Genomic DNA, 22302 nt, shown 5'->3' on the forward strand with positions numbered 1-22302 from the left:
AACTAACGGCGTAGGACTGCGGTGTTCGTCACCCGGTCCTGCAGTCCGCGGCCGTCGGCATCGGTGAACAGGGCCGGCACCACCAAGGCCACCAGCACGCCGCGCACCACCGCCCGGATGAACCCCACCCTGGGTACGTTGTCGACCGGCACCACCACCAGGCCCAGCGCCAGCTGGCCGGGGGTAAACCCGAAGAGCGACAACGAGATAACGCCGAGTACGAACCACACCGCCAACACCGCGGTGGACAGTGCGGACAGCGAAATCAACCCGAATCTCATTGCGAGAGCGGCCAATCCGTAAGCGATCAGCCAGTCAACGAACAGCGCAGCGATCCGACGGCCCATCCGCGCCAGCGACCGCGATCCCTCCGCCGGCAGCCCCAGATCCTGCCCTGGATAGCCGTCACGGGGACCTTCGGATTCGGGCCCAGAGAGCCACGAACCCAACCGAAAACCATCTGCACCGGGCATGGTGTCAGGATAGGCGGGTGCCCGCGGTCACCCCTAACCCTGACCGACACATCTGGCCGATCGCGTAACTTCCGCGCAACATACGGTTGATCGGAGTGCAACATCGTGTCCCTAGCGTCAACCCGCGGGTTACACCAGTAAAGGAGAACACTCAGTGGCAGAAAAGACGTCCGACGACATCTTCAAGCTGATCAAGGACGAAAAGGTCGAGTACGTCGACATTCGCTTCTGCGATCTGCCCGGCGTCGTCCAGCACTTCTCGATCCCGGCGTCGGCGTTCGACGAGAGCGTTTTCGAAGACGGATTGGCTTTCGACGGCTCGTCGGTCCGCGGCTTCCAGTCGATTCACGAATCCGACATGATGCTGCTGCCTGACGCCGAAACCGCGCGCATCGACCCGTTCCGCGCGGCCAAGACGCTGAACCTCAACTTCTTCGTGCACGACCCGTTCACCCGCGAGGCTTACTCGCGCGACCCGCGCAACGTGGCCCGCAAGGCGGAGAACTACCTGACCAGCACGGGTATCGCCGACACCTGTTACTTCGGCGCCGAGGCTGAGTTCTACATTTTCGACTCGGTTGCCTTCGACTCGAAGATGAACGGCACCTTCTACGAGGTGGATTCAGAGTCCGCATGGTGGAACACCGGCGAGCCCTTCGAGGCCGACGGCAGTGCCAACCGCGGCTACAAGGTCCGCCCGAAGGGTGGCTACTTCCCCGTCGCGCCGTACGACCACTACGTGGACCTGCGCGACGAGATGTCGACCAACCTGCAGAACTCCGGTTTCACCCTGGAGCGCGGCCACCACGAGGTGGGCACTGCCGGCCAGGCCGAGATCAACTACAAGTTCAACACCCTGCTGCACGCGGCCGACGATGTGCTGCTGTTCAAATACATCATCAAGAACACCGCCTGGGCCAACGGCAAGACCGTCACCTTCATGCCCAAGCCGCTCTTCGGCGACAACGGCTCGGGCATGCACGCCCACCAGTCGCTGTGGAAGGACGGCAAGCCGCTGTTCCACGACGAGTCCGGTTACGCCGGTCTGTCCGACATCGCGCGCCACTACATCGGCGGCATCCTGCACCACGCCCCGTCGCTGCTGGCGTTCACCAACCCGACGGTGAACTCCTACAAACGTCTGGTGCCGGGCTACGAGGCCCCGATCAACCTGGTCTACAGCCAGCGCAACCGCTCGGCCTGTGTCCGTATCCCGATCACCGGCAACAACCCGAAGGCCAAGCGCCTCGAGTTCCGCTGCCCGGACAGCTCGGGCAACCCGTACCTGGCGTTCGCGGCCATGCTGATGGCCGGCATCGACGGCATCAAGAAGAAGATCGAGCCGATGGCCCCGGTCGACAAGGACCTGTACGAGCTGCCGCCGGACGAAGCCGCCAACATCCCGCAGGCTCCGACCTCGCTGGCCAGCGTCATCGACAGGCTCGAAGAGGACCACGAATACCTCACCGAGGGTGGCGTGTTCACCGAGGACCTGATCGAGACCTGGATCTCCTACAAGCGTGAGAACGAGATCCTGCCGGTGCAGATTCGCCCTCACCCGTACGAGTTCTCGCTCTACTACGACTGCTAGACCAGCTAAAGCGCTGACCAGCAGCTAAGCGGGCCAAACGGCTAGATCGTCCGCAGCAGTTTCAAACGAGTCCATCCGCTCGGCAATCACAGCACCAACTGCCGAACGGGTGGACTCGTCTGCGTCAGGCGAGAATTGACCGAACATGTCAGTATTGACGGCGTGCGCACACACCGGACCGCGGGTGTCCTTGGAGCTACAGTGGTGACAACCTTGGCGCTGCTGAACACAGCCGTCGGCACTCCTTCCTCCGCCGCTAATCCATGCCCCGACATCGAGGTGGTGTTCGCTCGCGGCACCGATCAGGCACCTGGTGTTGGCGTGATTGGACAGGGATTTGTCGATTCGCTGCGCCCGCATGTCGGCGGGAGATCCCTTGGGGTATATGCAGTCGACTACCCTGCGAGCCACGATTCGCCTAACTCCGCCAACGCGGGCGCCAAGGATATGAGCGCTCGTGTCGGGTACATGGCGGTGAACTGTCCCGGTACCCGGATGGTGCTCGGGGGATATTCCCAAGGCGCCGTTGTGACCGATCTCATCACCACGGCCGGTGTGCCACCCGCGGGCTTCGTTCCCGCGCCGCTGCCGCCGCAAGTGGCTGATCACGTTGCCGCGATCGCCGTCTTCGGAAATCCATGGGACAAATTGCCGGGGATGACCGCGACCAGCCCGCTGTATGGAGCTAAGGCCATTGACTTGTGTAACCCGGGAGATCCAGTTTGCTCCGACGGTGGGGATTGGAAGGCGCACGAACTCTATGTGCCCGGGATGGTTAATCAGGCCGCGGTTTTCGCCGCGAGTCGGCTCTAGCAAGCGCCCGGCTACATCTGACATGTAACCTCGGGTCGGGTTGCCCCTATCATCAGCTAATGGCCAAAACGTCGACGATCGAAGCCCGGTTGGAAAACCGGCTCAATTCCCTTACCCCCGTTGTGCTGTCGGTGTTCAGGATGGTGATCGGATTCCTGTTCGCCTGTCACGGCGCGTCGGTGCTGTTCGCCTGGCCGGTCAACTTCGGTATGGGCACGCCGGCTTTCGGCGCATGGCCGGGCTGGTTCGCCGGAGCCATCGAACTGCTGGTCGGTATCCTGGTGTTCACCGGACTGGCCACCCGGGCCGCCGCATTCATCGGCTCCGGCCAGATGGCGGTCGCCTACTTCTGGCAGCACCAGCCCAAAGCCCTACTCCCCCTTGCCAATCACGGTGAGCCCGCGGTGCTGTTCTGCTTTGCTCTGTTCCTGCTGGTGTTCACCGGTGGCGGTGTGATCGCACTGGACACCCTGCGCAAGAACTAGACGTCCAGCCCCATATCGACCCGGAAGCGTTTCATCCCGTCGATCTTCTCAGCGACGGTGGCCTGCGGGCCGCTGTAGAACATCCACGGCATCGTCACGTTGCCGGTGATGCCCGCCGCCTCCGCTCGCTGGAAATGCTCCGGCAGGTACGCATCGGACAGCGGGGTCAGGATCTCGAAACCCTCCAGCGGCAAGCCGTTTTCGGCCCGGATCGTCCGCACCCGGGTAGCTGACGCGATGGCCTGCTCCAGAGTGATCAAGTCACCGATCCAACCATCGTTGCGGGCGGCCCGGCGCAGCGCGATCTCACTGAGACCACCGACGTAAATCGGCACGGTCGGCGGTGTGGGCTCCATCTCCAACCGAGGCACGTCATAGAACTCCCCGGAGAACTCCGTCCAACCGGGCTGCCACAACTGCCGGATCAGCTCGAGCATCTCGTCGGTGCGCTTACCCCGGCGCTCGAAAGCCTGCCCCATCAAAGCGAATTCATCCGCACACCAACCGACCCCGACGCCGAACTCCACCCGACCACCGGACAAGCAGGCCGCGGTGCCGACTGCCTTGGCCACCGAGAACGGGTCCCGCATGCCGGGGATGTACACCGTGGTCACGAATTTCACCCGGCTGGTCACCTGAGCCAGCACGCCGACCAGCACCCACGGGTCCGGCCAGTGCGTGAACGGCTGCCAGCGACGTTGCCCGTCAGGGGTGTACGGATAGGGCGTTGACAGGGTCTCCAGGTTCACCACGTGATCCGGAATGGCGATCCCGTCGTAGCCGAGTTCGTCTGCGGCCCTGGCGACCTCGACCAATTCCGAGCTGTCCAGGAACGCCAGGCTGACGTAGAACTTCATCAGGCTCCCCGCGCCCAGGACGGCCGGATGAAGATGCCGTCAGCCTCGACGGTGATCCCCTTAGCGTCGGAAATGGTGCCCCGGGCATACGTTTTCACGCCGTCGACCCGGTCGATCCAGGCCTCGGTCCGGACCGGCCCCAGCGGTGTCCCACGCAGATAGCGCAGCGTGATGGTGCCCGTGAAGTGCGGCTTGGTCAGTCCGTCGCTGGCGGCCTCGCCCAGCAGGTGATCCAGCACCAGCGCACAGATACCACCGTGCACCAGTCCCGGCGGGCCCTCGTATGCCAATCCAAGATCGAACTCGGCCCAGCACCGGCCATCGTCGCTGGACGCTTCATGGACGATGTTCATCGGCGGTGCGATTGCATTGCGCATGCCCACAGCAGGATTCGCGTAGGCCAATGGACGCCCGGTTCCCTCGTGCCGCAAGGTCAAGGTGCTGGTGTGCTGCGCCGAGGCCAACTGCTCGGTAACGGCTTCGATGGTCGCCTGAGCCTCGGCGATGGTGCCCGCGTCCACGCCGGTGCGGATGCCGGCGTCGATCAACCGGCGCACAGCCTCGGTGAATGGTTCGTACAGCGCCCGCTGACGTCTGTATTCCTCGTCGGTGATCACATCGAAGGGGAAATCGGCCATCGGATTAGTCACTGCGCTACTCTCCAAAAACCTTACGTACCACTGCCTTTGCCCTTCTGGTGACGCGCAGGTAGTTGTCCAGGAACTCCCCGCCATCGCCGTTCTGCCAGCCGGCAGCCAACGCCACGGCGTTGAGTTGCCGCCCCGGTCCGGGCAGTTGGTCGGTGGGCTTGCCCCGCACCAGCACCAGCGCATTGCGCGCCCTGGTGGCGGTCAGCCAGGCCCGCCGGAGCATCTCCACGTCCTCGACGTCGACCAGCCCGGCCGCCTTGATGGCGTCCAGTGTCGCGAGTGTGGACGTGTTGTGCAGCGCGGGAACCTCATGGGCATAACGCAACTGGAGCAGCTGCACAGTCCATTCGACGTCTGCCAGGCCGCCGCGGCCCAGCTTGGTATGGGTGTTCGGGTCAGCCCCGCGCGGCAGTCGCTCGGCATCGACGCGGGCCTTGATCCGCCGGATCTCCTGCACCGCGGCGGCCGACACGCCCCCTGACGGATACCGCGTCTTGTCCACCATCAACAGGAACCGCTCGCCCAGTTCGAGGTCACCAGCCACTCGGTTGGCCCGCAGCAGTGCCTGAATCTCCCACGGCTGCGCCCACTGCGCGTAGTACGTCTCGTACGACGCCAAAGTCCTTACCAGGGAACCATTTCGGCCCTCGGGCCGCAGCCCGGCGTCGACCTCCAACGGCGGGTCGGCGCTGGGTTGTCCCAGCAGCGTCCGCACCTGTTCGGCCACGCTGATGGCCCACCGCACGGCAGCGGATTCGTCGACGTCACCAATCGGGTCACACACGAACATCACGTCGGCGTCCGACCCGTAGCCCAGTTCTGCGCCACCGAGCCGGCCCATACCAATCACCGCAATGCGTGCCGGCGCAACACCGTCCGGCGACTTCGCCCGGATCACGGAGTCCAGCGCGGCCTGCAGCACCGCGACCCACACCGAGGTCAAGGCCTGGCAGACGTCGGTCACCGACAGCAGACCCAGCAGATCCGCCGAAGCCACCCGGGCCAGTTCCCGCCGGCGCAAAGTACGGGCCGCGGCGATAGCCCGAGCCGGGTCGGAGTGCCGACCAGCCGAGGCCACCAGTGCCCGGAACACCCCATCCGGTTCCACCTCAAGCAATTTGGGCCCTTGCGGCCCATCGGCGTACTGCTGCAGGACCTCCGGTGCCCGCATCAGCAGATCAGGAACGTAGGCCGAGGTGCCCAGCACCCGCATCAGCCGTTTCGCGACAGCACCCTCGTCGCGCAATGTCGACAGGAACCAGCGCTGTTCGGACAGTTCTTCGCTGATCCGCCGGTAGGCCAGCAGACCCGCATCAGGATCTGGGGTGTCCGAGAGCCAGTCCAGCAGGGTCGGCAACAGCACCTGTTGCACCGTGCCGCGCCGCCCACTCGCACTGGTCAGCGCAGCCAAGTGGGTCAGCGCACTCTGCGGGCCTTCGTAACCCAGTGCGGCAAGCTGCCTTTCAGCCGCTTCAGTGCCCATGTCGGCCCCGAGGTCAGCGGCGCGTGTGCCCACCGACTCCAGCAATGGCTGGTAGAACAGCTTGGCGTGCAGCCGGGACACCCGCATGTGCTGGCGTTTGAGTTCCTCGCGCAGTACCCCGAGTGCATCGTGTTGCCCATCGGGCCGGACGTGCGCCGCGCGCGCCAGCCAGCGCCACGCCTCGACGTCGCCGTCCTCCGGCAACAGGTGGGTGCGCTTGAGCCGTTGCAGCTGCAGCCGGTGCTCGAGCAGCCGCAGAAACTCGTATGACGCCGTCATGTTGGCGGTGTCGTCGCGGCCGATGTAGCCGCCTTCACCAAGGGCGGCAAGCGCATCGACGGTGGAGGCCACGTGCAGTGAATCGTCGTTGCGGCCGTGCACCAGCTGCAGCAACTGCACCGCGAACTCGACATCGCGCAGACCACCGCTGCCCAATTTCAACTCGCGGGTGCGAACACCGGCCGGTACCAACTCTTCGACCCGACGCCGCATGGCCTGCACGTCGGCCACGAAATCCTCACGGTCGCAAGCGGTCCAGACCATCGGCATCAGTGCCTTGATGTACTGCTTGCCCAACTCCGCATCGCCGACCGCAGGCCTGGCCTTCAGCAGCGCCTGGAATTCCCAGGTCTTGGCCCAGCGCTCGTAGTAGGCGATGTGCGATTCCAGGGAGCGCACCAGCTGGCCCGCCTTGCCCTCCGGCCGCAACGCCGCGTCCACCTCGAAGAAGGTCTCCCCGGCGAAGCGCATCATCTCCCCGGCAACCCTTGAGGCGGTCTGGTCCGTGGTATCCCCGACGAAGATGATGTCGACATCGCTAACGTAATTCAGTTCGCGCGCGCCACATTTGCCCATTGCAATCACGGCGAGCCGAGGTGGCGCGGCGTCCGGCCCGCACACCGTCCGGTTCGCGACGATCAACGCCGCACCCAGTGCGGCATCGGCCAAATCGGACAGCTGCTGACCCACCGTGACGAACGGCAGCACCGGCTCGTTCTCGACTGTCGGGGCCAGGTCGAGCGCTGCCAGCACCAGCAGCCGATCTCGGTAGCGAGTGCGCAGTTCCGATGATGCGACAGACAGGTCCGAGGCGATTTGTTCGGCCAGTGCACCCAGGTCCTCAAGCAGTTCTGCGCGCGTCGGCAGCTTCACCCGACCGCGCAACAACCGCCACGAATCAGGATGTGCGACAAGGTGATCGGCGAAGGCCAGCGACGAGCCCAGCACCGCGAACAGCCGTCCGCGGAGCGACTTGTCCGAGACCAGCAACCTGTTGAGTTCGTCCCAGCCGGGGCCGAGCACCTCCGCGATGCGAACCATTGCCTGCAGTGCGCTGTCGGCGTCGGGCGCCCGCGACAACGACCACAGGAGCTCGACGTGGGCATCGGTGTTCCAGCCCAATTGGTCCAGATCGGCACGCGCTGACTGCGCAACCAAACCGAGGCGGCCGACGCTGGGTTTAGACGGACGCTGGGTCGCGGGGTTGGGCACCATCCGACGTTAGCGCACCGCCCGGCAGCGCATATATCCGCTACCTGCCTGTCAGAGCGCCAGGTATTCCTTCAGCTCGAACGGCGTGACATGGCTGCGGTAGTTCTCCCACTCGGCGTGCTTGTTGCGCAAGAAGTAGTCGAACACGTGCTCACCCAACGCCTCGGCGACGAGCTCGGATTTCTCCATCTCGCCCAGTGCCACACCGAGGCTCGACGGCAACTCCTTGTAGCCCATGGCACGGCGTTCCTCGGCCGTCAGGTTCCACACGTTGTCCTCGGCCTCGGGCCCCAGGGTGTAACCCTTTTCGATGCCACGCAGGCCAGCGGCCAGCAGCACCGCGAACGCCAGGTACGGGTTGCATGCTGAGTCGGGGCTGCGCACCTCGACGCGCCGCGACGACGCCTTGCGCGGGGTGTACATGGGCACCCGCACCAGCGCCGAACGGTTGGCCGCGCCCCAGGAGGCGGCGGTCGGCGCCTCACCGCCGTGCACCAGCCGCTTGTAGGAGTTCACCCACTGGTTGGTGACGGCGCTGATCTCGCTGGCGTGCTCCAGGATGCCGGCGATGAACGACTTGGCGACATCGGAAAGCTGCAGCGGGTCCTCGGCACTGTGGAAGGCGTTGGTCTCGCCTTCGAACAGGCTCATGTGGGTATGCATGGCCGAGCCCGGGTACTGGCTGAACGGCTTGGGCATGAATGAGGCCCGCACACCCTCATTGATCGCGACTTCCTTGACCAGGTAGCGGAAGGTCATCACATTGTCGGCCATGGACAGGGCGTCGGCGTAGCGCAGGTCGATCTCCTGCTGGCCGGGCGCGCCCTCGTGGTGGCTGAACTCCACCGAGATGCCCATCTGCTCCAGCGCCTCGATGGCGTGCCGGCGGAAGTTAGGTGCCGAATCATGAACAGCCTGGTCGAAATAGCCGCTGTCGTCGGCCGGGATGGGCACCGACCCGTCATTGGGGCCGGGCTGCAACAGGAAGAATTCGATCTCCGGGTGCACGTAGCACGAGAAGCCCAGGTCGCTGGCCTTGGCCAGCTGACGACGCAGGACGTGCCGCGAATCGGCCCAAGACGGCGAACCATCGGGCATGGTGATGTCGCAGAACATCCGGGCCGAGTAATGCTTGCCAGCGCTCTTGGTGGTCCAGGGCAACACCTGGAACGTCGACGGATCGGGACGCGCCACCATGTCGGCTTCGGACACTCGGGCAAAGCCCTCGATAGCCGAGCCATCGAAGCCGATGCCCTCCTCGAACGCGCCTTCCAACTCGGCGGGTGCGATCGCCACTGACTTGAGATAACCAAGCACATCGGTGAACCACAGTCGGACGAATCGGATATCGCGTTCTTCCAGCGTGCGCAGCACGAATTCCTTCTGGCGGTCCATGACCGCAGCGTATGCATCGGCTGTTAATTCTGTGTTACCAACACACGTTCGTAATTCTGTGTTACTAAGACTGATTCGCTTGTCAGCTATCGGCTGTAGATAACTGACGGTCAACAATGCAGCCCGGACTCGGGTTCAACGCCCTGGAGCAGGAACGCCACCACTGCGGTGTCGATGCATTCATTGCCACTGAACACCACGGTGTGCTGGGTGCCCTCGAACGTGATGAGCGACCCGGCCATGTCGCGGGCCAAGTCGACGCCGGCCTGATACGGGGTGGCCGGGTCATGCGTCGTGGACACCACGACCACCTTGCCGTCACCTGGCGAGACAGCCTCATGTGGCGCGGACGTCGCCGGCACCGGCCAATTGGCGCACATGTCGTGCGGCGCTTGACCCGTGTATTGCCCGTACGACATGAACGGTGCCACTTCGCGGGACTTCAGGTCCGTCGCGGCCCACACCGCCGGGTCTGTGGGGAACGGCGCGTCCACACAACGAATGGCGGTGAAGGCGTCCTGTAGTGGTGCGTAGTGGCCATGGCGGTCACGGTGCTGGTAGTCGTCCGCCAGCATCAACAGGTCGGTCGCGTCGGTGTGACGCTGCAGGCCGAGCAGTCCGCTGGTCAAGAATTTCCAGTAGCGCTTGGTGTACAGCGCGTTGGTGGTGCCGGTGATGGCGTCCTGGTAGCTCAGACCGCGTGGATCGCCCGGCGTCGGGCCCGGCTCCTGAGCCAACGGATCGATCAGTTGGTGGTAGCGCGCCACGAATAGATTCGGGTCGGTGCCCAGCGGGCAATCCTCCGATTGGGCGCAATCGGTCGCATAGTCATTGAAAGCCGTTTGGAATCCGGCTAGTTGCAGGAGGTTCTCGGTGACCGGATCGGCATTCGGGTCGACCGCACCGTCGAGGACCATGGCCCGCACCTGTTGAGGGAAGCGCCCGGCGTAGGCCGCGCCCAGTTCGGTGCCGTAGGAGAAACCTAGGTAGTTGATCTGCGCCTCGCCAAGTGCCGCGCGCACCACGTCCATGTCCCTGGCCGCCGAGGCGGTCCCCACGTTGGCCAGGAACTCCGGGCCCATGCGGCTCAGGCAGTCCTGGGCGACCAAGCCGTTGACCTCATCGATGTGAGCCACCCCGGCAGGGCTGTAGTCGACCATGGGATCACGCCGGTAGGCGTCGAATTCGGCGTCACTACGGCAGCGAAGTTGCGGCGTGGAATGCCCGACGCCACGGGGGTCGAAACCGACCAGATCGAAACTGCGGCCGATCGGGCTGTCACCGATTTCCGCAGCCATACCGGCAACGGTGTTGACCGCCGAGGCTCCCGGCCCGCCGGGGTTTACCAGCAATACCCCCTGCCGAGGACCCGATGCGGGCACTCGGATGACGGCTAATTTCGCTTGCGGCCCACCAGGATTGGCGTAATCGACCGGGACACTGACGGTGGCACAACGGGCGGTTGGCAGATCCGCGGTGTCTCCGATGAACGCCTCGCAACTCCCCCAGTTCGGTGCCTGCTCGTAGTAGGCCTGCAAACTGGTCGGACCCGCATGCGCCACCGGGCAGGCCATTGGAAGCGTCACCAACAGCGCTGCGGCAATCCTGCCAACCCGGCTGCCCGACGACCACATGACGAACATGTTCGCACGGGTAACCCACAAGACCCGCACCAGGGCGGCCGGGGTGACTACCCGGAGATCAGACAGAGATCAAATGGTTATCCGCAAGGGCCACTCAGCATTTCGCACCCGGCGGCGGCAGCGTGCCGTCGATGAGGTACGCAGCTGCGTGGTCGTCCACACACTTGTTGCCCTGGAACACAACAGTGTGCTGGGTGCCGTTGAACGTCAGCAGGCTCCCGCCGAGTTCCTTGGCCAGTTCGACTCCGGCCTGGTAGGGCGTCGCGGGATCGTTGACCGTCGACACCACCAGGGTCGGGGCCAGGCCGTGCACCGAAATCTGGTGCGGCTTGGACGTCGGCGGCACCGGCCAGAATGCGCAGGTGCCCAGCGGGGCGTCGCCGGTGAACTGGCCGTAGCTCATGAACGGCGCCACCTGACGGGTGCGACGGTCCTCCTCGATGACCTTGGCGCGGTCGGTAACCGGTGGCTCGTCAACGCAATTGACCGCAACGCGGGTATCGGTCGAGTTGTCGTAGTGACCGTCGGCGCCACGGGCCATATACGCGTCGGCCAGCCTCAGCATGGCGTCGCCGCTGCCGTTCTTCAGATCTGTCAGACCCTCGGTGAGGTCCTTCCACATCGATGGCGAATACAGCGGCAGGATGGTGCCCACTATTGCGTCGCCGTAACTCAGACCGCGCGGATCCTTTGTGGGAGCAGGCTTTTGGACCAGCGGATCAACCAGGCTGTGGTATACGTCGGTGATCTTGGTCGGGTCGGTGCCCAACGGGCAGTCGGGGCTGGTGGCGCAGTCGGCGGCATAGTTGTTGAAGGCCACCTGGAATGCCGCCGCCTGGTTGATGTCCGCCTCGATCGGGTCGGCGTTCGGGTCCACCGCACCGTCGAGGATCATCGACCGCACTTTGTCGGGGAAAGCCTCGGCGTAGGCCGAGCCGATCCGGGTGCCGTAGGAGTAGCCGAGGTAGGTCAGCTTCTGGTCGCCGAGTGCGGCGCGGATGGCGTCCAGATCCTTGGCGACGTTGGCCGTGCCAACGTTCGCGAGGAATTCTTTGCCCATCTTGTCCACGCAGCGCTGTACGAAGGCCTTGGTCTCGGACTCGATGTGCGCAACGCCGGCCGGCGAGTAGTCGACCTGCGGGTCGGCCCGGATCCGGTCGTTGTCGGCATCGGAGTTGCACCACACCGCAGGCTTGGATGAGCCGACCCCGCGCGGATCAAAGCCGATCAGGTCGAAACGCTCGCGAACGCTGGCCGGGATGGAGCCCAGCAGCGAGACGGCCGCACTGACGCCCGACTCTCCCGGGCCGCCGGGGTTGATCACCAGCGAACCGATCTTCTCACCGGTGGCCTTGAACCGGACCAGCGCCAGCCGCGCGACGTCGCCGTCGGGTTTGCTGTAGTCGACCGGCACCGACAGCATCGCGCACTCGGCTCCCTTGGGAACCCGTGACTGTGCCTCAGGCGAGGTGGTCTGGCACGCCGACCACTCGAGCGGGGTGCCCGGCTTGGGCACCGATCGCAGCGCACGCCCTTGCACCACCTGGCTGCAGCCCGTCGCTAAAACGAGCACCATGGCGGCCGCGAGCGTCGCCCGTCTGAGGTTCATGGTCGACCATGGTGCCATGAGCCCGCATCGGACCTGCTTACGGCGTTGCTAAGGCCGTGCCACGTGTCGAGACGCGGCCGCCGGTGGTGTGCTGCGTCACTGCTCGGTGGCGGCCACCAGTTCCTGCAACTCGACAGCGAAATCGTCGGCCATGGTCCAGAGGTCGGGCATCAGTTCCGGGCAGGAGATCAGGCCGACATCCAGAGACCCGTTGAGTGACATCACGGTGATGTTCAGGCCCGAGCCGTGGAACAGCGGCCCCAGCGGATACATGGCCTTGACCTCGGCGCCGAGGAAATACAGCGGGACCTGCGGCCCGGGCACGTTCGAGAGGACCAGGTTGTGCACGGGCTTGACCTGCGTGAGCCGACTGGAGGCGTAGACCCGCATCGCGACACCGAACACCGTGGGCGCGGCAAACTGCGTCCAGTCCTGCAGCAACGTGGCACTGATAGCCGAACTGTGTTGCTTGGCAACCGAACTCGCCTCGGCGATGGCCCGTAGCCGCTCGGCCGGATCTTCGATGTTGGTCTCCAGTTTGGTGAACATTCCGGATACCTGGTTACGGCCGGGGCGGTCGGAACGCTCATGCACCGACACGGGGACCATGGCGACCAATGTGTTCTCAGGCAGCGAGTCGTGCTCGATCAGGTAGCGCCGCAGCACGCCGGACACCAACGCCATCACCACATCGTTGACCTTGACGCCGAAGTGGTTCTTGACGGTTTTGACGCCGTCGAGGTCCAGATGCGCGAACGCGAGGTTCCGGTGTGTGGTGATGGTGTCGTTGAACGCGGTTTTCGGTGCGTTGAACGGCGCCGCCATGGTGAGGCCCTTGTTCGCTCTGCGGATGGTGTCGAACACAGTGTTCAGCGTCGAGGGCACCACTTTGGCCAGCTTCAGCGGACGGGTGACGAATTTCGCCGCACCACGTAGGACGATCTCGAACTCCGTGGCGCCGATGTTGCCAGCGACAGGCTCGGGTGCCGGAGCCTCCGGTTCGGTGGTGCACAGCTGCGACATCAGATTGGCGCCGGAAACCCCGTCCACGCCCGAGTGGTGCATCTTGGTCATGATGGCCAGCCGGCCGCCGGTGCGCGGATCGGTGCCTGCGATGTTCTCGATCACCCAGGCCTCCCACAGCGGGCGGCTCCGGTCCAGTGGCAGTGCCGCGATATGCCCGCAGATTTCGGCCAGCTCGGCGCGGCCGCCCGGGGCCGGCAGCCCGATCCGGTGTAGGTGGCGGTCGATGTCAAAGTCCTTGTCCTCCACCAGAACCGGATGATCGAGGTTCAGTGGCGAGTCCCTCAGCTTCTCGCGGAATTGCGGCATGGCGGCAACCCGTTCGGCCAGAGCGGCACGCAGCTTGTCGTAGCTGTACCCAGCGGGAATGGTCGACGTGTCGACTTCCAGGATCATCGATACGTGCAGCGGCTGCGCAGCGGTCTCCAGGTATAGGAAGCTTGCATCCAGACCGCTGAGCCGTTGGTATCCGGGCATGCCGTGATGCTATTCCGGCGCAAGGTCGTGGTGTGAGGTAATCCACTTCACGTGTTGTTCACCTGAGACGCCGGCAGTGGCAGACTTAGGTTGTCAAATGTCCCGGGGACCCGTTGGGCCTCGAGGTGCGAACCGACCAACACATTTTGAGGACGATGATGTCTGATCAGACGGTTTACGGCGCTGCCCAGGAGCCTGCCTGTAACGCTGCGCCCCGTACCAAAGTGCGCACCCACCACCTGGCCAAATGGAAGGCCGAAGGCCACAAGTGGGCGATGCTGACCGCGTACGACTACTCGACGGCCCGGATTTTCGACGAGGCTGAGATTCCAGTGCTGCTGGTGGGCGACTCGGCGGCGAACGTGGTGTACGGCTATGACACCACCCTGCCGATCGGCCTCGATGAGCTGATCCCGCTGGCCCGTGCCGTGGTCAAGGGCGCTCCGCACGCGCTGGTAGTCGCCGATCTGCCGTTCGGCAGCTATGAGGCCGGCCCCACCCAGGCCCTCGCCACGGCCACCAGGTTCATGAAGGAGACCGGTGCCGCCGCGGTGAAGCTCGAGGGTGGTGAGCGCATGGTCGAGCAGATCGCCGCGCTGACCCAGGCCGGCATTCCAGTGGTAGCGCACATCGGCTTCACCCCGCAGAGCGTCAACAGCCTTGGCGGCTTCCGGGTGCAGGGCCGCGGCGACGCGGGTGATCAGACCATCCACGACGCCATCGCGGTGGCCGAAGCGGGCGCCATCGCCGTGGTGTTGGAAATGGTTCCGGCCGAGCTGGCCACCCAGATCACCGGCAAGCTGACCATCCCGACCGTCGGCATCGGCGCCGGCGCCAACTGCGACGCGCAGGTGTTGGTGTGGCAGGACATGGCCGGTATGACCAGCGGCAAGACCGCCAAGTTCGTCAAGCGGTTCGGCGAGATCGGAGCCGAATTGGGCCGGGCAGCAAGGCAATACGCCGCCGAGGTGGCGTCCAGCACGTTCCCGGCCGAGGAACACTCCTACTGAGCTGATAAACCAAAAGCCCCTCTTCCGATGAAGAGGGGCTTTTTTGGGTCTGTTCGCGCGGCTACGCGAATTCAGGGGCGCGTTTGCCCAGGAACGCGGCAATACCTTCGGCGCCGTCCACTGATGATGCGCACTTGGCAATCATCCGGCCCTCGCGCTCGAGCTGAGTCTCGTAGTCGGCACCGTAGGTGGTCAGCAGCAGCTGCTTGACGGCCGAGTTCGAACTGCGGGACTGTCCTGCGACCTCGGCAGCCAGCTTCTCCAGCGCGCCGGCCAGTTCCGCGTCGGGCACCACCTTGGTGACCAGTCCCCAGTCCGCGGCCTCGGCGGCCTTGAGCACCCGGTTGGTGATCATCAGTTCCTGGGTGCGGCGCAGCCCGGTCAAGCGTGGCAGCACGTACGTCGAGCCGCCGTCCGGGCTCAGGCCCGCCTTGGTGTAAGCCATGGTGAACGACGCCGACTCGGCCGCCAGCACCAGGTCACCGGACACCCCGAGTGGGAAACCGGCTCCGGCGGCCACCCCGTTGACCGCTGTAATCAGCACCGCGTCCATCCGGGCGAAGGTGGACATGGCGCGGTGCAGGTCGTCGGCGATGCCCTTGACGAAGACGCCGGCATCATCGGCGGCCGCCATGGCTTTGAGGTCGCCGCCGGCGCAGAAGAAGCGGCCGGCGCCGGTCAGGGTTACCACCTTGACTGCGGCGGTGTCGCACAGCGCGGCCGCGGCGGCCAGTTCACGGGTGAGGGTGTCATTCATGCCGTTGGCCGCATCCGGCCGATCGAGCACGATATTCACAACGGGCCCGGATTGGGTGAACTTCAGCGTCTCGAATTCGGTCATGGCCCAAGACGTTATCGGGTGCTCTGCCGACCCCGGCACAGGCCCAGCCTTTCGGCTGAGCGGTCGCGCAGCGCGTCGAAGTCGCCGTGGTAGCCCAGCGTTCGCAACGCTCCTTCGGCCACCGTCCACGCCTGGTCGGGCGGGCACCAATGGTCGTCGGAGCGGACGTTGATCACTGACTCGACCAACCGGAACGGCAGGTCGCCCGCCGCGGGCGGTCCCCCGCATTCGACTATGGCCGCGTCCGCGAGCCGCCGGTAACGATCACGCAATTCCTCACGGCGGGAACGGAATTCGGCAAACCGGTCAACCCTGAGTTCGGGCAGCAGATACAGCACACCCAGATTCCATGCGCCCGCGCACAGGTGGCTGACGTCGCCCACCACCAAAGTGTGCAATCGGACCGGCGCCGGATCGGAGTCGGCCAGCAGTTCAGCCGCCAGCTGCAGCGGCTCATCGATGGTGCCCGCCAGCAGTGCGTCGAGGATGTCGTCCTTGGTGGCGAAATGGTGATACAAGGAGGCCTGCCGAACCCCGACCGCTTCGGCGATCCGGCGGGTGGAGGAATTGGCATAGCCCTGGGTGGTGAACAGTTCGGCGGCGGCGTCGAGGATCTGTTCGCGGGCGGTCTCGCCCGGACGCCGAGGTTGTTCCAACCTGGGCCGGCCCGGGCCTTCGGTAGCCATGTGCCCATTCTGCACACCCGCGGTCCAGGTGGCCGGCCAATATCTATCGCTTGACAGGAAATGTCACTCAGCCGTAACAGCGGCGACACCCGTCGAACATGACTCTCCCAAAAACTCTCAATTGACAGTTATCCGGGATCAGGAGAGGACGAGATGTCGAGCACCAACTCGACCGGGGGCGCCCGGTCACACGCCCGCGCACAGGCCACCGACGCGCAGATGCGCGTGCCGGCGACCCCCGAGGGCGTCACCGAGTTGCGCTGGGCCGAGACCGTCCCGACGGGTTCATATGTGAGCCGAGTTCTGGGACGCGGCAGTCGGCTGCGGCTGGTCGACACCGACGGCGACGCGTGCGCACATGTGCTGATGTTCCGCGCCGACGCCCCATGGGAACGGCTCAACGTGGCCGACACCATGAAGGTGCCGTGGCAGGCCTATATGGGCAGCGGGCATCCGTTGCTTTCCGACCAGGGCCGGGTGTTGGCGACAATCGTCGCGGACAGCTCCGGCAGGCACGATGCGCTGTGTGGCGCGGGCGCTGAGGTGCGCTCGAAACTGCTGCTCGGCGTGCACAAGCACGGCCTGGACGTCCGTGATGTCGCCCAGTCGGTGTCCTTCTTCCGCGGCGTGCGGGTCGCCGAGGACGGCAGCGTGGAGGCCACCGGGTCAGCCGGAGCGGGCGCCGCGGTAGACCTGCTGATCCACCTGCCGGTGGTGGTGGTCATCGCCAACGGTGCGCACCCACTCGACTCGTCGCCGGCAACCGGTGATCTCGATGTGCTGGCCTGGCGGGCCGATGACGAGCTGACCACCCCCGTCAATGCCGAGCCGGAATATCTGCGGGCCCTGTTCAACACCGAAAGCACTTGGGCTGCAGAACAAAACGAAGGAGCACTCGCGTGACCAGCACTGTGACCACCGTCGCCGACCAGACCGTCGCCGCGTGCGCCCCGTGGTCAGCGATCGTGACCGCCGGCCAGACCCTGCAGATCATCGACCTGCACGGCAACCAGGCCGTCGACACCTTGTTCTGGGGTGTCACCGACGGACACCCTGACCCCGAACTGCGCTATAGCGCCCAGGCAACCGTTGCGGCACAACGCAATATCTTCCTGACCACCGGCTCGGTGCTGCGCGCCGCGGACGGCACGGCTCTCATGACGCTGGTCGCCGACGAGGTCGGTAACCACGACACCATCGCCGGCGCGTGCTCCAAGGAGTCGAACACTCTGCGCTACGGGCATCACACCGCGCACCAGCACGCCTGCGCGGAAAACTTCCTGGCCGAGGCCACCCGTTGGGGCATGGGCAAGCGCGACATCGTGTCCAACGTGAACTTCTTCATGAATGTCCCGGTCGAACCGGACGGCACGCTGGGCATCGTCGACGGCTTGTCCGCCCCCGGCAAATCGCTGACCCTGCGGGCCGAGGTCGACACCCTGGTCCTGGTGTCCAACTGCCCTCAGATCAACAACCCGTGTAACGGTTTTGACCCGACACCGGTGCGAATGGTGATTTCCCGATGAGCACCGTCGTGGTGGTCCGCCCCGGCATGCTGACCACCGTTCAGGACTGGCCGGGCCGCGTCGGTTACTGGCACATCGGGGTTCCGCCGTCGGGCCCGATGGACGACCTCTCCTTCCGGATCGGCAACCGGGTGCTGCTCAACCCCGAAGGTGCTGCCGGCCTGGAATGCACGAAAGGCGGACTGGCACTGAGCTTTCCCGATGGCGGTCGAGTCTGTGTCACCGGCGCCCCGGTAACTGTCGCCCTCGACGGCGCGCCGGTACCGCAATGGCAATCGGTCACCGTCCCAGTCGACGGGGTGCTCGACATCGGCATGGTCAACGGCCCCGGCATGCGCTGCTATGTGCTGTTCGCCGGCGGCCTCGTCGAACCCGAATACCTGGGTAGTGCATCGACTTTCACCATGGCGGCATTTGGCGGACACTGCGGCCGCAAGCTGCTGCAGGGTGATGCGCTGACGGTCGCCGCCGATCCCGGACCGCACGAGATGCGACCGGACCGCGATGCCCGGGCGGCCATCGATGAGCTGCCGGCCATTGCTAACCGCTGGGAACTGGCCGTCACCGAAGGCCCGCACGGTGCACCAGAGTTCTTCACCCGCAGTGATTTTCAGACGATCATCGGCACGGACTACAGCGTGCATTTCAACTCCGACCGCACCGGCGTGCGGCTGGAAGGCCCCAAGCCACAGTGGGCTCGCACCGATGGCGGCGAGGCCGGGCTGCACCCGTCGAACATCCATGACAACGCGTATTGCGTTGGTGCCCTTGATTTCACCGGCGATACCCCGATTCTGCTCGGACCCGACGGCCCCAGCCTGGGCGGTTTCGTCTGCCCGGTCACGGTGGTCACCGCGGACCGGTGGAAGCTGGGTCAACTCGCACCCGGCGACACCGTGCGCTTCGTGCCGGTGCGTGCCAACCGCGCCCCGTCGGCACGCAGTCTCGACCAGGACCGCAGGGCATCCTTCCCCAAGGTGCTGTCCAGCGGCGGCGACAGAGACGACGGTGTGCTGAGCAAGTTCAGCGCGGCTGACGGCACAGCGGTCACGCTGCGCCGGGCGGGCGACGGCGGCATGCTGATCGAGTACGGCCCGATGGTGCTCGACCTGGCGATGCGCGCCCGGGTTCATGTGCTGCATCAGCAACTCCAGGCCCGCAAGATCGATGGCATCACTGAGATGACGCCTGGCGTGCGGTCGCTACAGGTCCAGTTCCACCCGGCAGAGCTGACCCTGGGTGAACTGGCCGACCTGGTCTCCCGGGTGGACGAGAACCTGCCGTCGTCCGATCAGCTGGTGGTGCCCAGTCGCACCGTGCGGTTGCCACTGTCCTGGGACGACCCGGCTACCCACGAGGCGATCGAGCGGTACCGCAACGGGGTGCGCGCCGATGCCCCATGGTGCCCCGACAACATCGAGTTCATCCGGCGGGTCAACGGCCTGGCCGATCGGTCCGATGTGCACGACACCGTGTACAACGCCGATTACCTGGTGCTGGGGCTGGGCGATGTCTATCTGGGCGCACCGGTGGCCACCCCGCTGGACCCGCGGCACCGACTGGTCACCACCAAGTACAACCCGGCCCGTACCTGGACTGCCGAGAACTCGGTGGGTATCGGCGGTGCGTACATGTGCATCTACGGCATGGAAGGCCCGGGCGGCTATCAGTTCGTCGGCCGCACCACGCAGGTGTGGAATCACTGCCACCCGGCCCAGGCGGCGTCGTTCGAGCCGGGAACGCCCTGGCTGCTGCGATTCTTCGACCGGATCAACTTCTATCCCGTCAGTGCCGCCGAACTGCTGGACCTACGGGCCGACATGGCGGCCGGGCGCGGCCAGGTCGAAATCACCGACGGCGAGTTCTCGCTGGCCGGCTACCGCGACTTCCTGGCCGCCCACGCCAATGGCATCGCGTCGTTCCGGGCACAACAGTCCGAGGCCTTCGCCGCCGAACGGGCAGCCTGGGATGCCGCCGGGGAGTTCAGCCGCGCCGGCTGAACTCCCCCGTACCTGCCCCAGCCAGCCGGTTCACAGCGATGTGGCACGCTATTCACGGCTCTCCGTTGGGCCCGCACGCGTCGCAGATGAAGGTGAACATGGCAGCTGGAAAAGGTAAACCGTCCCGCCACACCGAGATTGAGCGCAAGTTTGCGGTGCTCGATACAGCCGTCTCACCGTCTTTCCAGGGGCTCTCAGCGGTGTCTCGGGCCGAGGAGCTGCCGCTGGCCCATCTGGACGCGGTGTACTTCGACACCGCCGGCCACGACCTGGCGGCGCACAACATCACGCTGCGGCGCCGCACCGGTGGCACCGATGCGGGTTGGCACCTCAAGTTGCCGGCCGGCGCAGAGGCCCGAACCGAGGTGCGCCTGCCGCTGACCGGTGCCCGGGAGGGCGTGCCCGACGAGCTGCACGACGTGGTGCTGGCCATCGTCCGGGACCGGCCGCTGCAGCCGGTGGCGCGGATCGAGACCCAGCGCAGCGTCCAGACGTTGTACGGGCCGGACGGAGAAGAGCTGGCCGAGTTCTGCGACGACCGGGTGACGGCCTCGGCGGGGGCGGTCGAGCAGAACTGGCGTGAGTGGGAGCTTGAGCTGGCCCCCGGCGTCAGCGACACCGAGCTGCTGGACCGGCTGGCCAACCGCCTCTTCGATGCCGGCGCAGAGCCGGCCGGGCACGGTTCCAAGCTGGGCAAGGTGCTCGCAGCCGCGCGCGGCGCTGACACTCCGCCACCGGTGCCGATTCCCACCGACGCGGTGCATCGCGCCGTCGCCGCCCATATCGACGAGCTGATCGAATGGGACCGTGCGGTGCGCGCCGACGTCTTCGACTCGGTCCACCAGATGCGGGTGACCATCCGCAAGATTCGCAGCTTGCTGCAGGAGGCGGGAGGGCTGGGCGATCGGGCCTGGGTGCTCGATGAATTGCGATTGCTCGCGTCGGTCCTCGGCACGGCACGCGACGCCGAAGTGTTGGCCCAGCGCTATGAACGTGCCCTGTCCGGTCTGGCCCCGGGGTTGGTCCGGGGCCCAGTGCGCGAACGACTGGTCGACGGCTCACAGCACCGTTATCAGGCCGGCCTGCGCCGCTCGATAACGGCGATGCGGTCCGAACGCTATTTCCGGCTGCTCGACGAACTGGACGCCATTGTCGCCGACGGCAGCTGGCCGTCGTCCGACGAAGATGCCGGACCGGTGACGGTCGATGCGGCCTACCGGCGGGTGCGCAAGGCGGTACGTCGCGCGCGCAGCGCCGAGGCCGCCGGCGCGGATCATGCCGATGAACTGCTGCATCGGATTCGCAAGAGCGCCAAACGTCTTCGGTACACCGCAGCCGCCACCGGTGCGGGCCGGGTGGCCGACCGGGCCAGGGAAATCCAGACCCTGCTGGGTGATCATCAGGACAGCTATGTCAGCCGGGCACATCTGGTGAAGCAGGCCGACGCCGCCCACGCCGCCGGCGAGGACACCTTCACCTATGGGGTACTGCATCAGCAGGAGGCCGAGGTCGCCGAGTACGCGCGGACGCAGTTGACCGGTTCGTTGAAGGCGTTGGAGCGGGCGGCGCGCAAGGCCCGCTGAGCGAGCCAGCCTTGCGGGGCGGACGAGTTGGCCTGTAAGCCGGATTCTGTTATCTGGGCGTTTGTACCGTTTAGCTGTGTTGGGCGCGTTGTAACGGTGCAGGTCAGAGTGCTGGTTGTGTTGGCTAATGAAAGCAGTTGTTAGCTCTACTGCGGACAATCTGCGGACGGTCCCGATTTCTGTTTCGGCGAGTTATTGTCTCGAGGGCCGCCCGCAGGGGGCTGAGGAGTGACCAGAGCTGGCCCCCGCGAGGCCTGAGCCGAGTGGCTGGCCGCAGGGCTTGGGTTGTAATGGCTCCAGGGGTCGGATCACCGCTTCGTCCCCGGTAGGCCCCCGACAGCACCGATCTCATCTTGCTGGTGAATCGTTCGGTGGTGCGGATGGTGCCGCCGGCTGGCAGTTGCTCCTGCTGCCGATTCTGCTGCTTGCGGAGGGGCCGATGCCTTGCGCTCAAGGTCACTCCGGTAGTGCCCACTGGCGACCACTTGCCCTTGCGGAGCAAGATCGCGTCACGCCGCGCCGCACGCTCTGCAACATTGATCGTTCGAGACACCGACTCACACATCCATAATTAGACCGACGGTTGGTTTATTCACCATTGCCGCTGCCCTTCGATGCCGTCATCAACAGCCTTCGACGAATACCGGCAGAGCCTGAACGTGGTCG

Annotated in this window: 18 protein-coding genes; 8 read left to right on the forward strand and 10 right to left on the reverse strand. The window is 65.5% G+C overall.

Annotated elements, in window-relative coordinates:
• Window positions 1-2: 2 nt before the first annotated feature.
• Window positions 3-473: an RDD family protein gene (locus M2432_RS17940; RefSeq protein ID WP_280828176.1), complete on the reverse strand. Its 471-nt coding sequence runs from the start codon at window positions 471-473 to the stop codon at window positions 3-5.
• Window positions 474-627: 154 nt separating this feature from the next.
• Here M2432_RS17940 and glnA point away from each other — a divergent pair, with 154 nt between their 5' ends.
• The 3 genes from glnA (at window position 628) to M2432_RS17955 (ending at window position 3362) form a co-directional block, all read left to right on the forward strand.
• Window positions 628-2064, forward strand: a complete 1437-nt coding sequence (gene glnA, locus M2432_RS17945) for a type I glutamate--ammonia ligase (RefSeq protein ID WP_280828177.1) — start codon at window positions 628-630, stop codon at window positions 2062-2064.
• Window positions 2065-2268: 204 nt separating this feature from the next.
• Entirely contained in the window at window positions 2269-2877 is a 609-nt protein-coding gene (locus M2432_RS17950; RefSeq protein WP_348536318.1) for a cutinase family protein, read from the forward strand.
• 59 nt (window positions 2878-2936) lie between these two features.
• Complete coding sequence (locus M2432_RS17955; RefSeq protein ID WP_280828179.1) at window positions 2937-3362, forward strand: DoxX family protein; 426 nt, start codon at window positions 2937-2939, stop codon at window positions 3360-3362.
• Here the strand turns inward: M2432_RS17955 and M2432_RS17960 are convergent.
• From M2432_RS17960 to M2432_RS17990, 7 genes are all read right to left on the reverse strand, one after another.
• Window positions 3359-4219, reverse strand: coding sequence for a TIGR03619 family F420-dependent LLM class oxidoreductase (locus M2432_RS17960; RefSeq protein ID WP_280828180.1), 861 nt, complete (start codon window positions 4217-4219; stop codon window positions 3359-3361). The two genes, M2432_RS17955 and M2432_RS17960, sit on opposite strands and share 4 nt — an antisense overlap.
• On the reverse strand, window positions 4219-4857 hold the full coding sequence (locus M2432_RS17965) for a PaaI family thioesterase (protein ID WP_280828240.1): 639 nt from the start codon (window positions 4855-4857) through the stop codon (window positions 4219-4221). Before M2432_RS17965 ends, M2432_RS17960 begins: the two co-directional genes overlap by 1 nt.
• 16 nt (window positions 4858-4873) lie before the next feature.
• Window positions 4874-7846, reverse strand: coding sequence for a bifunctional [glutamine synthetase] adenylyltransferase/[glutamine synthetase]-adenylyl-L-tyrosine phosphorylase (locus tag M2432_RS17970; protein WP_280828181.1), 2973 nt, complete (start codon window positions 7844-7846; stop codon window positions 4874-4876).
• 48 nt (window positions 7847-7894) lie between these two features.
• Window positions 7895-9238: a glutamine synthetase family protein gene (locus M2432_RS17975; RefSeq protein WP_280828182.1), complete on the reverse strand. Its 1344-nt coding sequence runs from the start codon at window positions 9236-9238 to the stop codon at window positions 7895-7897.
• A gap of 110 nt (window positions 9239-9348) precedes the next feature.
• Window positions 9349-10881, reverse strand: coding sequence for an alpha/beta hydrolase (locus M2432_RS17980; protein WP_280828183.1), 1533 nt, complete (start codon window positions 10879-10881; stop codon window positions 9349-9351).
• A gap of 94 nt (window positions 10882-10975) precedes the next feature.
• On the reverse strand, window positions 10976-12490 hold the full coding sequence (locus M2432_RS17985) for an alpha/beta hydrolase (protein ID WP_280828184.1): 1515 nt from the start codon (window positions 12488-12490) through the stop codon (window positions 10976-10978).
• Window positions 12491-12586: 96 nt separating this feature from the next.
• On the reverse strand, window positions 12587-13990 hold the full coding sequence (locus M2432_RS17990) for a wax ester/triacylglycerol synthase family O-acyltransferase (RefSeq protein ID WP_280828185.1): 1404 nt from the start codon (window positions 13988-13990) through the stop codon (window positions 12587-12589).
• A 158-nt stretch (window positions 13991-14148) separates the two neighbouring features.
• On the opposite strand from M2432_RS17990, the gene panB reads away from it, so the two are divergent.
• Window positions 14149-15000 carry a 3-methyl-2-oxobutanoate hydroxymethyltransferase gene (gene panB, locus M2432_RS17995; protein WP_280828241.1) on the forward strand — a complete coding sequence of 284 codons (852 nt, stop codon included), beginning with the start codon at window positions 14149-14151 and terminating at the stop codon, window positions 14998-15000.
• A gap of 61 nt (window positions 15001-15061) precedes the next feature.
• On the opposite strand, the gene M2432_RS18000 is transcribed toward panB, so the two are convergent.
• Window positions 15062-15841, reverse strand: coding sequence for an enoyl-CoA hydratase-related protein (locus M2432_RS18000; protein WP_280828186.1), 780 nt, complete (start codon window positions 15839-15841; stop codon window positions 15062-15064).
• Between the two features lie 11 nt (window positions 15842-15852).
• Window positions 15853-16527: a TetR/AcrR family transcriptional regulator gene (locus M2432_RS18005; protein ID WP_280828187.1), complete on the reverse strand. Its 675-nt coding sequence runs from the start codon at window positions 16525-16527 to the stop codon at window positions 15853-15855.
• Window positions 16528-16680: 153 nt separating this feature from the next.
• On the opposite strand from M2432_RS18005, the gene M2432_RS18010 reads away from it, so the two are divergent.
• The 4 genes from M2432_RS18010 to M2432_RS18025 all read left to right on the forward strand — a co-directional run bounded on the left by M2432_RS18010 (window position 16681) and on the right by M2432_RS18025 (window position 21636).
• Window positions 16681-17430: a DUF1989 domain-containing protein gene (locus M2432_RS18010; protein ID WP_280828188.1), complete on the forward strand. Its 750-nt coding sequence runs from the start codon at window positions 16681-16683 to the stop codon at window positions 17428-17430.
• Window positions 17427-18053 (forward strand): urea amidolyase associated protein UAAP2, encoded by a 627-nt coding sequence (locus M2432_RS18015; protein WP_280828189.1) that lies wholly within the window; start codon window positions 17427-17429, stop codon window positions 18051-18053. The genes M2432_RS18010 and M2432_RS18015 overlap by 4 nt, the downstream gene beginning before the upstream one ends.
• A complete protein-coding gene (locus M2432_RS18020; RefSeq protein WP_280828190.1) occupies window positions 18050-20053 on the forward strand; it encodes a 5-oxoprolinase/urea amidolyase family protein in 2004 nt (667 codons plus the stop codon). Before M2432_RS18015 ends, M2432_RS18020 begins: the two co-directional genes overlap by 4 nt.
• A gap of 98 nt (window positions 20054-20151) precedes the next feature.
• Window positions 20152-21636 (forward strand): CYTH and CHAD domain-containing protein, encoded by a 1485-nt coding sequence (locus M2432_RS18025; RefSeq protein ID WP_280828191.1) that lies wholly within the window; start codon window positions 20152-20154, stop codon window positions 21634-21636.
• Window positions 21637-22302 lie beyond the last annotated feature (666 nt).

This window comes from Mycobacterium sp. OTB74, from assembly GCF_029892685.1.
In the GTDB taxonomy this organism is placed as follows: Bacteria; Actinomycetota; Actinomycetes; order Mycobacteriales; family Mycobacteriaceae; genus Mycobacterium.

Excerpts from the sequence above, each read along its gene's own strand:
- M2432_RS17980 (WP_280828183.1), bottom strand. The coding sequence starts at position 10,881 with ATGTTCGTCATGTGGTCGTCGGGCAGCCGGGTTGGCAGGATTGCCGCA.
- M2432_RS17960 (WP_280828180.1), bottom strand. The coding sequence starts at position 4,219 with ATGAAGTTCTACGTCAGCCTGGCGTTCCTGGACAGCTCGGAATTGGTC.
- M2432_RS17970 (WP_280828181.1), bottom strand. The coding sequence starts at position 7,846 with ATGGTGCCCAACCCCGCGACCCAGCGTCCGTCTAAACCCAGCGTCGGC.
- M2432_RS17965 (WP_280828240.1), bottom strand. The coding sequence starts at position 4,857 with ATGGCCGATTTCCCCTTCGATGTGATCACCGACGAGGAATACAGACGT.
- M2432_RS17955 (WP_280828179.1), top strand. The coding sequence starts at position 2,937 with ATGGCCAAAACGTCGACGATCGAAGCCCGGTTGGAAAACCGGCTCAAT.
- panB (WP_280828241.1), top strand. The coding sequence starts at position 14,149 with ATGTCTGATCAGACGGTTTACGGCGCTGCCCAGGAGCCTGCCTGTAAC.
- M2432_RS17940 (WP_280828176.1), bottom strand. The coding sequence starts at position 473 with ATGCCCGGTGCAGATGGTTTTCGGTTGGGTTCGTGGCTCTCTGGGCCC.
- M2432_RS17990 (WP_280828185.1), bottom strand. The coding sequence starts at position 13,990 with ATGCCCGGATACCAACGGCTCAGCGGTCTGGATGCAAGCTTCCTATAC.
- M2432_RS17985 (WP_280828184.1), bottom strand. The coding sequence starts at position 12,490 with ATGAACCTCAGACGGGCGACGCTCGCGGCCGCCATGGTGCTCGTTTTA.
- M2432_RS17975 (WP_280828182.1), bottom strand. The coding sequence starts at position 9,238 with ATGGACCGCCAGAAGGAATTCGTGCTGCGCACGCTGGAAGAACGCGAT.
- M2432_RS18020 (WP_280828190.1), top strand. The coding sequence starts at position 18,050 with ATGAGCACCGTCGTGGTGGTCCGCCCCGGCATGCTGACCACCGTTCAG.
- M2432_RS18025 (WP_280828191.1), top strand. The coding sequence starts at position 20,152 with ATGGCAGCTGGAAAAGGTAAACCGTCCCGCCACACCGAGATTGAGCGC.
- M2432_RS18005 (WP_280828187.1), bottom strand. The coding sequence starts at position 16,527 with ATGGCTACCGAAGGCCCGGGCCGGCCCAGGTTGGAACAACCTCGGCGT.
- M2432_RS18010 (WP_280828188.1), top strand. The coding sequence starts at position 16,681 with ATGTCGAGCACCAACTCGACCGGGGGCGCCCGGTCACACGCCCGCGCA.
- M2432_RS18000 (WP_280828186.1), bottom strand. The coding sequence starts at position 15,841 with ATGACCGAATTCGAGACGCTGAAGTTCACCCAATCCGGGCCCGTTGTG.